The sequence below is a fragment of the Methylobacterium ajmalii genome, assembly GCF_016613415.1.
Lineage (GTDB): Bacteria > Pseudomonadota > Alphaproteobacteria > Rhizobiales > Beijerinckiaceae > Methylobacterium > Methylobacterium ajmalii.
Genome location: NZ_JACWCT010000060.1, coordinates 19,120 through 31,347 on the forward strand (window position 1 = coordinate 19,120; position 12,228 = coordinate 31,347).

The window sequence follows — 12,228 nt, forward strand, 5'->3', positions numbered from 1 at the left end:
TGCGCAGGAAGGCCTGGTTGGCGAAGATGATTGGGTTGTCCGGCTGGTGCGGATCGGTCACGATCATCGGCATCCGCGTCGTCTCGACGGCGGCGAAGAAGATGTCGGAATGAGTGTCGTTCACGGCCCGCGGGCCGCGCGACGTCACGGCGGGCCCCAGGCCGCCGAGGTCCGGCTTCTCCGATATGTCCACCATCCGGGGCCTCCTAGCCGCTGGCTCAGCCTCGCGACACGCGGTCAGGCCTCTATCCTCATGAGCAGATAGGCACGGGCGAGGGATATCAACCAACCCCAAAGGATAGTGCACGACTTCCCGGAGCGCGACTTTGTCGCGGGATCCTTACGGAACGATCGCGTGCACGGTGGGAGTGGCATGGCCCTGTCTGATCTTCGGGCGAGGGCGCTGCCGATGCCTGGGCCCGACTTGCCGGCATCCCGGAGGGTGTTCCCGAGAGACCGGTCCGATCTGGCGCGGCGGGCCGGTTTTGCCGTGACGGCGAAGGGTTTCCAGGGCTAGGCTCGCGGTGCGCATTTCAGTCGTGAGCGATCCGTTTCCCGCTCCCCCAGCCCGCGAGGTTCCGATGCCGCCCGCCACCGTCCCGGACGTGACCTTCCACACCCGCGTCAGGAACGACGCCCTCGGCGGTCCCAACCCGTTCGAGTGGAAGGACCTCACCACCGCCGAGGTGTTCGGCGGGCGCAGCGTGGTGCTGTTCGCGCTCCCCGGCGCCTTCACGCCGGCCTGCTCGGACGACCACCTGCCGGGCTACGAGCAGCATGCCGACGCCTTTTCCGCCCTCGGCATCGACCAGGTGATCTGCCTGTCGGTCAACGACGCCTTCGTGATGTTCCAATGGGCGAAGTCCAAGGGCATCGAGAAGGTGTTCATGCTGCCCGACGGCAATGCCGACTTCACGCGTCAGATGGGCATGCTGGTCAAGCGCGGCCGCCAGGGCATGGGGATGCGCAGCTGGCGCTACGCGATGCATGTCGAGGACGGCCGGATCGTCAAGATGTTCGTCGAGCCGGGCTTTCGCGACGACCCGCCGGGCGTCGGCCTGACGGTCTCGGATGCCGGGACGATGCTCGACTACCTCCGGAGCCGGTAGGCGTCGGGTCAGGTACGCATCGCCTCGACGAAGGCCCGGAACGCGGCGCTCGGCTGGCGGCGGCTCGGGTAGTACAGGTGGTTGGGCGGCAGGACCGGCGCCCACCCGGCCAGCACCTCGACGAGGGCGCCGGCCGCGATCCCGTCCTCGACGCAGGCGAGCGGCAGGCAGGCGACGCCGAGGCCGGCGAGCGCGGCATCCCGCATGACCCCGACGTCGTTGGTGACGAAGGCGCCGGGCACCGCGCGCTCGAACCGGTGCCCGTCCCGTACGAACTCCCAGACGTGGACCGTGCCGGACGAGGTGTAGCGGTAGCACAGGCAGCGGTGCCGGCCGAGGTCCCCCGGCTCCCGCACGTCGCCGTGAGCCGCCAGGTAGGCCGGGGCGGCGACGAAGACGAGCGGTACGGCCTCGCTGATGCGGACCGCGATCATGTCGCGCTGCAGCTCGACCTCGTGCCGGACCCCGCAATCGAACCGCTCGGCCACGATGTCGGTCAGGCCGTCGTCGACGGCGAGCTCGACCGAGACGTCCGGGCAGGTGGCCGCGAAGGCGGCCAGGCGCGGCAGCACGACGTGCACGGCCGCGGTGCGGTGCGCATTGACCCGGATGTGGCCGGCGGGCCGGGCGCGGGCGGCGTCCAGGCCGCCCAGCGCCTCCTCGACCGCCGCCATGGCGGGGCGCAGGTTCAGCAGCAGGTCCGCGCCGGCCTGCGTCGGCGCCAGCGAGCGTGTGGTCCGGTCGAGGAGCCGCACGCCGAGCTTCGTCTCGAGGGACCGCATGGAATGGCTGAGCGCGGAGGCCGACAGGCCGAGCCGGACGGCCGCCCGGGCGAAGCTGCCCGCCTCGACGATGGCCGCGAAGACGGCGAGCCCGGACCAGAGATCACGATCCACTGCTGAGAATCCTTCAGCAACCCGTGCGGTCCGTCCCGTCTAATCCGCAGGCCGGACCCGGTCCATCTCGGGGGCAGCCCTCCGAGCGGCGATCCCTCGGATGCCCCGCCCCGACGAGACAGGATTCTTCCCGATGGACCTCCACTCGCTCCGCGCCCTCGGCCGTTCCGGGCTGCTCGTCAGCCCGCTCGCGCTCGGCACCATGACCTTCGGCACGCCGCGCTGGGGTCTCGACGAGGCCGGCAGCCGCGCGGTGTTCGACCGCTACGTCGGCCTCGGCGGCAACGTCATCGACACCGCCGACGTCTATGCCGGCGGCCGGTCGGAGGAGATGGTCGGCCGGTTCGTCGCCGAGGCCGGCCTGCGCGACCGCCTGGTGATCGCGACGAAATTCGGGTTCGCGACCGGGCGGGGCCCGCATGCCGGCGGCAACGGCGCGCGCCACGTCCGCGCCGCCCTCGACCGGTCGCTCGCGCGGCTGCGCACCGACGTCATCGACCTCTACTGGGTGCATGTCTGGGACGGGATCACCCCGGCCGAGGAGCTCCTGGAGACGATGACCGCGCTGATCCGGGCCGGGAAGATCCGCTACTGGGGCCTGTCCAACACCCCGGCCTGGTACGCGGCCGAGATCGCCACCATGGCGCGGCTGCGCGGCCGGCCGATGCCGGTCGGGCTGCAGGAATTCTACAGCCTGGCCGAGCGCGGGGCGGAGCGGGAGCACCTGCCCTTCGCCCGGTCGGCCGGCCTCGGCCTCGTGCCGTGGAGCCCGCTCGCCTATGGGCTCCTGACCGGCAAGTACGACCGCGCCGCGGTCGAGGCCGGACCGCGCCGCCGGGACGGCGTGCCGAACGAGGCCGCGGCGGCCGAGGCCGCACGCCCGGCCGACGACAAGCGCCTCGACGGCGACAACCCCTTCGGCGACAGCCTGTTCACCGCGCGCAACTGGAACATCGTCGAGGTCTTGAAGCGCGTCGCCGCCGAGGCGGGCGAGACGCCGGCCCGGGTGGCGCTCGCCTGGGTGATCGGCCGGCCGGGCGTCGCCTCGACCCTGATGGGGGTGAGCCGGGCCGATCAGGTGAGCGACAACGCTACGGCGCTGACCCTCGCGCTCTCGCCCGAGCACCTGGCGGCGCTCGATGCGGCGAGCGACGGCGGGCCGATGCTCTCCGGCTTGTCGCGGCCGCCCTTGCGCGACCGGGTCGTGTTCGGCGGCGCGGCTGTCCGCGGCTGGGGCGAGTAGGGGTCAGGCCGGAGAGCGTCGGCCCGCCGCCGCCAGCACGATCCGGGCGGCGCTGCGGCTCGGATCGTCGCCGTCGGGCAGCCGCATCGTGGCGTCGAGGCGGGCGAGCGCGCCCTCCTGCGCCGCCCGGGCCGGACCGTCGGGGAGGAGGGGCCCGAGCGCCGCCGCCAGCCGCTCGGGCGTGCACTCGGCCTGGATCAGCTCGGGGATCGCGTTCTCGCCCAGGATCAGGTTCGGCAGCACGATCGTCGGCACCTGGATCAGGCGGCGCACGATCACCTCCTCGATCTTGGGTACCTGGTAGGCCACCACCATCGGCACGCCGGCGAGCGCGAGCTCGAGCGTCACCGTGCCCGACGCCGCGAGCGCCGCGCGCGCGCGCCGGAAGGTCGCGAGCTTGTCGGCCTCGCCGTCGATCAGCCGCGGGCGCAGAGGCCAGGCGGCGGAGAGGCGTTCGATCAGGGCGCGGTGGCGGGCGACCGCCGGCAGCTCGACCGTGAAGGCGTGGCCCTGCGCCCGGACCTTGGCCAGGGTGGCGCCGAAGACCGGCATCAGCCGCTCGATCTCGCTGCGGCGCGAGCCCGGCAGCACCGCCAGAACCGGCTCGGGCCCCCGGCGGGCCTCCTGCTCCGCCGGGCCCGGGCGCAGCTCGCCCAGGCGCTCGATCAGCGGATGGCCGACATAGGTGCAGGCCGGACCATTGAGGCGCCGGTGGGCGTCGGGCTCGAACGGCAGCAGGGCGAGCACGTGGTCGATGTAGCCGCGCATGGTCTTGGCGCGCCACGGCCGCCAGGCCCAGACGCTCGGGCTGACGTAGTCGACCACCGGCAGGTCCGGCAGCCGGCGGCGCACCCGGCTCGCCACCGCGTGGGTGAAGCCCGGGCTGTCGATGATGACGAGCACGTCGGGACGGGCCGCCACGCAGGCCCGCACGGTCTGGCGGATGCGCCGCATCAGCAGGCGGATGCGGGCGGCGACCGCCAGGTAGCCGATCACCGCCACGTCCTCGAGCGGAAACAGCGAGGCCATGCCCTCCGCCGCCATGGCGTCGCCACCGACGCCGGCGAGCGTCAGCGGCCGGTCCGAGACGGCGTTGAGCGAGCGGATCAGCTTGGCGCCGAGCTGGTCGCCGGATTCCTCGCCCGCCACCAGCCAGATCGTGAGGGGACGCCCGGTCGGGGCCGCGTCGCTCAAGGGGCAGGCTCCGGATCGGGCGGCAGGCCGAGGAGGAAGAGGCCGAGCCGGTCGGCGAGCGCCACCGTCTCGGCGCGGTCGAGCACCAGGGTGTCGCCGGCCCCGACCGCGATGCCGATGCAGCCGGCCTGCGCCGCGCGCTTCACCGTGCGCGGGCCGATCGCCGGCAGGTCGACCCGGAGGTCCTGGCCGTCCTTGGCCCGCTTCACCAGCACCATCGCGGCGGGTGCGCGCCCGAGGCCGAGGGGGCGGCGGGCGAGCGTCCGCGCGCGGTCGAGCATCCGGTCGGTGCCCTCCGGTCCCTCGACCGCCAGCACCCGCCGGCTCGCCACGACGGCGGCCTGGCCGACATCGTGCGGCGACAGGCTGGCGAGCAGCGCCCGGCCGGCCGCCACCGAGGCGTCCGCCGCCTCGTCCGGCCCCAGCGCCCCGAAACGGCCGACCGGCGCCATCAGGCCGGGGGCGAGGTCGCGCACGCCGAGCACCTGCAGGCCGTGCTCCTCGAGCAGCGCCAGCACGCCGCGCAGGAGGTGGTCGTCGCCGCCCGACGCCAGCGAGCGCAGGGTCTCGCGGTTGCGGTAGGCGGCCAGCGTGTTGAGGAGGGCGGCGGGGCTCGGCCGCGCCACGGCGCCGGCCAGCGTCACCCCGGCGGGAGTCCAGCCGCACAGGGTGTCGAGGGCGCCGCGCACGTCGAGGAGATCGACCGTGGCGTCGGCCCGCCGCCGGGTCGCCGGGTCGGCAAAGCCCCGGATCGCCAGCAAGCGGCAGGGCCGGCCGGCCCGTTCCAGGGCCTCGACGATGAGGAGCGGCAGCCGGCCGGAGCCGGCCACGATGGCGACCGGCCCGGATGCTTGCGAGGCGGGCGGGCGATCGGCGCGGGCCGCCGCGGCGGCCATCACGCCGGACCCGGCGCCTCGCGCGGGGTGCAGACCGAGCGCTTGCCGCCCTCGCGGATGAAGGCCAGGATCTCCTGCACGATGGGGTGCTGGTCGAACTCCGTCGCCACGTCCTCGACCCGCTCCATCAGGGTGCCTTCGAGAGCGAACAGCAGGCGGTAGGCCTTGCGCAGCGCGTGGATCTCCTCCCGGGAGAAGCCGCGGCGCTGCAGCCCGATGATGTTCAGCCCCGACAGGTGGGCGCGGTTGCCCACCGCCATGCCGTAGGGGATCAGGTCGTTCTCGAGCCCCGACAGGCCGCCCACGAAGGCATGCGCCCCGACCCGGGCGAACTGGATCACCGCGGCGCCGCCGCCGAGGATCGCGTAGTCCCCCACCTGGCAATGGCCGGCCAGCATCACGTTGTTGGAGAACACGACGTGGCTGCCGACCCGGCAATCGTGGCCGACGTGGCTGTTGGCGAGGAACGCGCAGGAATCGCCCACCACCGTGGCGAGCCCGCCGCCGGCGGTGCCGGGATTCATCGTCACGCCTTCGCGGATCTGGCAATCGGCGCCGATCGTCAGGGTCGAGTCCTCGCCGCGGAACTTCAGGTCCTGCGGCGGGTGGCCGATCGACGCGAACGGGTAGATTCGGGTGCGGGCGCCGACGGTGGTGCGGCCGGCCACGACGACGTGGCTCACGAGCCTGACGCCGTCGCCGAGCGTGGCCTGCGGCCCGACATGGCAGAACGGCCCGATCTCGACGCCGGCGCCGATCACCGCGCCGTCCTCGACCACCGCGCTCGGATGGATGCGGGTCTCGGGCAGGTCGTCCGTCCGGCCCTCGCCGGTCTGGATCTCGCTCATTCGGTCACCAGCATCGCGCCGATCTCGGCCTCGGCCACCAGCACGCCGTTGACCTTGGCCTCGCCCTTGAACCACCACATGAAGCGGCGGTTGCTGGTCTTGCGCATGTGGTACTCGACCACGTCGCCCGGCACGACCGGCTTGCGGAACTTCGCCTTGTCGATGGTCATGAAGAAGACCTTGCTCGGCTTGGCGTCGCCCTTGAGCTTGTGGGCGCAGCAGATCGCACCGGCGGTCTGGGCCATGCCCTCGATCAGCAGCACGCCGGGGAAGACCGGGGCGGCCGGGAAGTGGCCGGTGAAGTGCGGCTCGTTGATCGTGACGTTCTTGATGCCGATGCAGCTCTCGTCCCGGTCGATCTGCACGATCTTGTCGATCATCAGGAACGGGTAGCGGTGGGGCAGGAGCTCCATCACCCGCAGGATGTCGGCCGTACCCAGCTCGGCAGGCATCTCGGTCATGGTGTCTGGCTCCCTCATCGCGGCCCCGGAAACGCTCCGGTCATCGGTGCGTCGTCTTTGGCGAGAAGCGGCGCGGATGCAAGCGATTTGCGGCGGGAGCGCGGCGGAGGCCCAGCTCCCGGTCCAAGCCCCTGTCCGCGCCCCGGAATCTCGAGCATGGAATCCCGATCCCGGAATTCCGGCCCCGACGGGCCTCAGCCCTCGCCGCCCTCGTCGCGGGCGCGCGCCGCGAGGTTCTTGAGCGTCGTCATCTCGCGGAACCACTCGCGCACGGGCTTGGCCGGCGTGCCGCCCCAGCGCGAGCCCGCCGGCACGTCCTTGTTGACGTTGCTCGACCCGGCGATCTGCGCGCCCATGCCGATGCGCAGGTGGCCGACCACCCCGACCTGGCCGCCCAGCACGACGTAGTCCTCGAGCGTGGTCGAGCCTGAGATGCCGACCTGGGCGACGATCACGCAGTGGCGGCCGATGACGACGTTGTGGGCGATCTGCACCAGGTTGTCGATCTTGGTGCCCTCGCCCACCACCGTGTCGCGGCTCGCGCCCCGGTCGATCGTGGTGTTGGCGCCGATCTCGACGTCGTCCTGGATGATGACCCGGCCGACCTGCGGCACCTTGAGGTGGCCGCCCGGTCCCATGGCGAAGCCGAACCCGTCCTGGCCGATGCGGGCGCCGCCATGCACGATCACCCGGTTGCCGAGGAACGCGTGCAGCACCGAGGCGCCGGGGCCGATGGCGCAGCCCCGCCCGATCCGCACGCCGGGGCCGACGACGCAGCCCGCCGCCAGCACCGTCCCGGCGCCGATCTCGGCCTCGGGCCCGACCACCACGCCGGGATCGACGACGACGCCGGGCTCGAGCCGGGCGGTCGGGTGGACGAAGGAGCCCGGCGACACGCCGGTGGCGCCGAACAGCGAGGTCGGGCGGGCCGCGCTCGGAAACAGCCGGGCCAGCACCTGCGCGAAGGCGCGATAGGGCTGGGGCGTCACCAGGGCGACCGTGCCGGCCGGCACCCGGGCGGAGAAGCGCGGCGAGACCAGGCAGGCGCGGGCGCGGGTCGCCGCCAGCGCGTCGCCGTACTTGGCGTTGTCCATGTAGGCGAGGTCGTCGGGACCCGCGCTCTCGAGCGGGCTCGCGGCCCGGACCACCGCCTCGCCGTCGGTCCCCGGCGGCAGGGTCGCACCGGCGAGCGCCGCGATCTCGCTCAGGGAGACGGGGCCCGAGAGGGGGAAGAAGACCGGTTCCGACATCGCCTGCATCCACTGGGGCCGGGTGCGCCGGAGGGTCGGCCCGCCCGTCCTCATCGAGGGGAGGGCGCCCGGACTAGCGGCATAATCGAATGGGTACAAACGAAAACGGCCGCCGGGCGGGCTGCCCGGCGGCCGTCGATCCCGGCAGGGGTGCCATGGGCACCCCCGCGATGTCCTCAGAAGCGCGAGCCGCCCGAGAAGCGGAACGCCTGCGTCTGGTCCTTGCCGACCTTGCCGAAATAGGTGCCGTCGGAGCCGAAAACCTTCTGACCCTCGTCCTTCGAGAGGGCGTAGGCGTAGTCGAAGCGGATCGGGCCGAGCGGCGAGTTCCACAGGATCGAGGCGCCGACCGACGAGCGGATCGTGGCCTTGTCGCGGACGTTCACGCATTCCGGCTCGACGGTGATCGCCGTCGCGCTGAAGTTGCAGCCGCCGGTCGGGCTGAAGCCGTTGATGAAGCCGTCGCCGTTGACGTCGAAGGACCGGCGGCCCTTGTAGCCGAACAGCGTACCGGCATCGGCGAAGACCGCGCCCTTCAGGCCCAGATCGCGCGGCAGGCCCCAGATCGGGAACTGCACCTCGACCGAGGCGCCGACATAGGTCGTGCCGCCGATCGCGTTCGAGCGGGCATCGCCCGAGCCGACGTCGCGCGGGCCGATGCCGTTCGGCGCGAAGCCGCGCACCAGCGACGGGCCGAGGAAGAACTGGTCGGTCACGCGGAGCGAGTTGCCCTCGGTCGGCTGGACGTGGCCGCCCTGGAACTTCACGAAGCCGACGACGTCCTCGTACAGCTCCTTGTAGTAGCGGGCCTCGCCGGTGACGCGGAAGAACTTCGAGTCGCCGCCGATGCCGGCGTATTCGGGCTTCAGCTCGCCGTAGAAGCCGTTGCGCGGCAGCTGCAGGTTGTCGAGGGTCGAGTAGGCGAGCGTCACGCCGGCGAGCGAGGTGAGGGTGGAGCCCACCGCCTCCTTGAGCGCGATCGACGCTTCGCCGTCATAGGCGCAGTTCGGGTAGGCCGGGAGGCCGCCGACGTCACGACCGTTGTAGATCGTGCCGGCCGGGTTGAGCTTCGTGTAGCCGGGGATCCCGAACGAGCAGTCGTTGTACGGCCGCTTCAGGGTGTTCGGGATCTTCAGGTCGGTGTTGTAGATCGAGTAGCGCAGCGTGATGCCGAACTCCTCGGTGATCGGCAGGCCGAGGCGGAGCTGGCCGCCGACCACGTCGGTCACGTAGCGCGAGTAGCGGGTCTGGTCGCTGTATTTGTTGAAGACGTCGAAGCCGGCCGCCAGGCGATAGCCCAGGAAATACGGCTCGGTGAACGAGAAGTCGACGCCGCGGGTGTACTGGCCGGCGGTGCCGGCGAGGCGGACGTACTGGCCGCGGCCGAGGAAGTTCGACTCGGAGACCGAGACCTCGCCGATGATCCCGTCCGCCGTCGAGTAGCCGCCGGCGACCGAGAACGAGCCGGTCGGTTGATCCTCGACGTCGATGTTCACGACGACGCGGTCGGGGGCGGAGCCGGGCTCGTTGGAGAACCGCACCTTCTTGAAGAAGCCGAGGCCGTTCAGGCGCCGCTCGGCCCGGTCGACCAGGACGCGGTTGTAGGCGTCGCCCTCGGTGAGGTCGAGCTCGCGCCGCACGACGTAGTCGCGGGTGCGGGTGTTGCCGCGCACGTTGATGCGCTCGATGTAGACCTTCGGGCCGTCCTCGACGATGTAGCCGAGGGCGACGGTACCGGTGGCGCGGTCGCGCTCGCCGGTCGGGCGGACCTGGGCGAAGGGATGGCCCGAGCGCGCCACCGAGGTGGTGACGCCGGTCAGCGTCTTCTCGACGTCCTCGGCGTTGTAGACGTCGCCCACGCCGGTGCGCAGCTCGTCGCGCAGGACGGTGCCGTCGACGCCCGGGATGCGCGAGTCGACCGAGACCGCGCCGACGCGGTACTGCTGGCCTTCCTCGACCGTGATGGTGACGATCCAGCCACCGGCGGCGTCGTCGTAGCGCGAGTCGGCCGAGGCGATCCGGAAATCGGCGTAGCCGTTCTTCAGGTAGTAGCGCCGGATCAGGTCGAGGTCGTTGGCGAGCCGGTCGGGGTCGTAGACGTCCGAGGTCTTGACGAAGCTGAGGAGATTCATCTCCGACAGCGTCATCAGGTCCTTCAGGCGACCGTCCGAATAGGCCTGGTTGCCGACGAACTTGATCTCCTTGATGCCGGTCTTGTCACCCTCGTCGACGGTGTACACCACGTCGACGCGACCGTTCGGCAGGTCGACGGTGCGTACCGACACCTTGGCCGAGCCGCGGCCGGCGCGGCGGTACACCTCGCGGATGCGCTCGAGATCCGAGTTGACTTGCGCCTGGCTGTAGGGCCCGCGCGACTTCGACTCGACGATGCCCTCGAGCGTCGCCTTCTCGACCTTCTTGTTGCCCTCGAAGAAGACGCGGTTGATCGTGTTGTTCTCGCGCACCGAGACGACGATGCGTCCGCCGCTGTGCGACACCCGCACGTCCGAGAACATCCCGCTGGCGATCAGGTTGCGGCGGCCCTCCTCGGGCGACACGCCGACCACGTAGGAACGGACGGTATCCGGGTCGATCCGGGAGTTGCCCTGGACGACAATCTGCTGCGCGAAGGCGCTGCCGCTGGCGGCGATGGTGGCGGCCATGACAATGGCGCCCTTCGCCGACGCACGCCGGCGCTTACCCGTCATCGACATCATAAATGGCCCGTCTCATTTTTTGTCGGCACGGGTTTGCACCCGCAGACGATCGAACTCTCGCGAGGTCGAAGTCCCCTGGTCCTAGCCCTGCTTCTATCGGGAATCCCCGGCGACGCAAACGCCACGCTCCCGACCTGCCGGGATTTTGCCCAGACGTTGCCTTCCTGTCACGGCCCACGGCCACGCTTTTCACAGGGCACGGTCAGCGCGCGATGAATGCCGCCTCGGAGCGAAAGCCCCGGAATGGAACGCTTTTTATGAAAATTGCGCGGAATCACGGAAACGCCGCCCGGGCTTTCGCGCGGACGGCGTTTTTCCGGGGGAGGGGAGGCGCCGGTCAGGTGCCGCGGTTGAAGCCGCCGATATGCAGGATGTCGTTCCAGGTCGCGAACAGCATCAGCATCAGCACCAGCGCGAGGCCGATGCGGAAGCCGATCTCCTGCGCCCGCTCGCTCAAGGGGCGGCCGCGGACGATCTCGACGGCGTAGAACATCAGGTGGCCGCCATCGAGCATCGGCACAGGGAAGAGGTTGATGAGGCCGATCGAGACCGACAGGACCGCGATCAGTCCGACGAGGGCGCCGATGCCGCCGACCTTGGCGGCCTGGCCCGAGACCCGGGCGATGCCCATCGGTCCCGAGAGCTGGTCGGCGGATTCGCGCCCCGTGATCAGCTTGCCGATGTAGCTGAAGGTGCGGTCGACGACGAAGTAGGTCTCGGCGACGCCGATCTTGAGCGAATCGAGGGCGCCGTACTGCACCAACTTCACGTCGGCGGCGTCCCGCGGGCCCTGGATGCCGAGCCGGCCGATGCGCTGGGTGCCGAACGGGGTCTTGTCCTTGTAGACGTCGGGGGTCGCGGTGAGCGGGGTGGTGACGCCGCCGCGCTCGACCGTGAAGTCGAGCCGGTCGCCGGCCGCGCCCGAGACGGTGCGCTGCATGTCGGCGAAGTTGTGGATGGCGCTGCCGTTGATCGTCAGCACCACGTCGCCGGCCTGGAAGCCGGCCCGCTCCGCCGCGCTGCCCGCCTGCACCGCCGAGACCCGGGGCGCCACCTCGTAGCGGCCGGTGGCGTAGACCGCGCCGGCAAAGACCGCGATGGCGAGGAGGAAGTTGGCGACCGGGCCCGCCGCCACGATGGCGACCCGCTTCCAGACGTTCTTGCCGTGGAAGCTGACCGCGTGGTCGGCCGGGTTCATCCGCGCCATGGCGTTCTGGTCCGGCACGCTGGCGCCGTTCATGTCGCCGACGAACTTGACGTAGCCGCCGAGCGGGATCGCCGAGAGCTTCCAGCGGGTGCCGCGGCGGTCGTTGAAGCCGACGATCTCGGGCCCGAAGCCGATCGAGAAGCTGGTCACCCCGACGCCGCACCAGCGCCCGACCAGGAAGTGGCCGAGCTCGTGGATGAAGACCACGACGGTCAGGACGAACAGGAACGGCACGATGTAGCCGAGCAGGTTCGTCGTCGCGCCGCCGACGGCGTTAAGCAGATCCATGGTCACCTCGATGCGGCGCGGCGGGCTCTCCCCGGCCCGGTCCGGCCACCTTGCCGATCGTCACTCATACAGAGTCCGCGGGCCCGCGAACAGGCCACGCGTCGACCGAGGGTTAACTT

At 71.4% G+C, this 12,228-nt stretch carries 10 protein-coding genes and 1 pseudogene; 2 read left to right on the top strand and 9 right to left on the bottom strand.

The annotated features are described in order from the left end of the window. Window positions 1-196: pseudogene (locus HPY23_RS32970) on the bottom strand (hybrid sensor histidine kinase/response regulator); the annotation flags it as partial. Between the two features lie 385 nt (window positions 197-581). On the opposite strand from HPY23_RS32970, the gene HPY23_RS10970 reads away from it, so the two are divergent. After that, the gene (locus tag HPY23_RS10970; RefSeq protein WP_060848126.1) at window positions 582-1,109 is read left to right on the top strand and encodes a peroxiredoxin; all 528 of its coding nucleotides are present in this window, start codon (window positions 582-584) and stop codon (window positions 1,107-1,109) included. An 8-nt stretch (window positions 1,110-1,117) separates the two neighbouring features. Here the strand turns inward: HPY23_RS10970 and HPY23_RS10975 are convergent, their stop codons facing one another. After that, window positions 1,118-2,005 carry a LysR family transcriptional regulator gene (locus tag HPY23_RS10975; protein WP_200601867.1) on the bottom strand — a complete coding sequence of 296 codons (888 nt, stop codon included), beginning with the start codon at window positions 2,003-2,005 and terminating at the stop codon, window positions 1,118-1,120. Window positions 2,006-2,105: 100 nt separating this feature from the next. Between HPY23_RS10975 and HPY23_RS10980 the strand changes: the two genes are divergently transcribed. Further along, on the top strand, window positions 2,106-3,248 hold the full coding sequence (locus HPY23_RS10980) for an aldo/keto reductase (RefSeq protein WP_236012803.1): 1,143 nt from the start codon (window positions 2,106-2,108) through the stop codon (window positions 3,246-3,248). A 3-nt stretch (window positions 3,249-3,251) separates the two neighbouring features. Here the strand turns inward: HPY23_RS10980 and lpxB are convergent, their stop codons facing one another. The 7 genes from lpxB to rseP form a co-directional block, all read right to left on the bottom strand. Continuing rightward, window positions 3,252-4,442 (bottom strand): lipid-A-disaccharide synthase, encoded by a 1,191-nt coding sequence (gene lpxB / locus HPY23_RS10985; RefSeq protein WP_060848123.1) that lies wholly within the window; start codon window positions 4,440-4,442, stop codon window positions 3,252-3,254. Continuing rightward, window positions 4,439-5,338 (bottom strand): LpxI family protein, encoded by a 900-nt coding sequence (locus HPY23_RS10990; protein ID WP_091884170.1) that lies wholly within the window; start codon window positions 5,336-5,338, stop codon window positions 4,439-4,441. Before HPY23_RS10990 ends, lpxB begins: the two co-directional genes overlap by 4 nt. Beyond that, window positions 5,338-6,186 carry an acyl-ACP--UDP-N-acetylglucosamine O-acyltransferase gene (lpxA, locus tag HPY23_RS10995; RefSeq protein WP_091884168.1) on the bottom strand — a complete coding sequence of 283 codons (849 nt, stop codon included), beginning with the start codon at window positions 6,184-6,186 and terminating at the stop codon, window positions 5,338-5,340. Before lpxA ends, HPY23_RS10990 begins: the two co-directional genes overlap by 1 nt. Beyond that, window positions 6,183-6,638: a 3-hydroxyacyl-ACP dehydratase FabZ gene (gene fabZ, locus HPY23_RS11000; protein WP_395413591.1), complete on the bottom strand. Its 456-nt coding sequence runs from the start codon at window positions 6,636-6,638 to the stop codon at window positions 6,183-6,185. Before fabZ ends, lpxA begins: the two co-directional genes overlap by 4 nt. 203 nt (window positions 6,639-6,841) lie before the next feature. After that, window positions 6,842-7,897, bottom strand: coding sequence for a UDP-3-O-(3-hydroxymyristoyl)glucosamine N-acyltransferase (gene lpxD, locus HPY23_RS11005; RefSeq protein ID WP_091884165.1), 1,056 nt, complete (start codon window positions 7,895-7,897; stop codon window positions 6,842-6,844). A 176-nt stretch (window positions 7,898-8,073) separates the two neighbouring features. Continuing rightward, the gene (gene bamA / locus HPY23_RS11010) at window positions 8,074-10,614 is read right to left on the bottom strand and encodes an outer membrane protein assembly factor BamA (protein ID WP_091884162.1); all 2,541 of its coding nucleotides are present in this window, start codon (window positions 10,612-10,614) and stop codon (window positions 8,074-8,076) included. Window positions 10,615-10,951: 337 nt separating this feature from the next. Continuing rightward, window positions 10,952-12,109: an RIP metalloprotease RseP gene (gene rseP, locus HPY23_RS11015; RefSeq protein WP_091884159.1), complete on the bottom strand. Its 1,158-nt coding sequence runs from the start codon at window positions 12,107-12,109 to the stop codon at window positions 10,952-10,954. Between the last annotated feature and the right edge of the window lie 119 nt (window positions 12,110-12,228).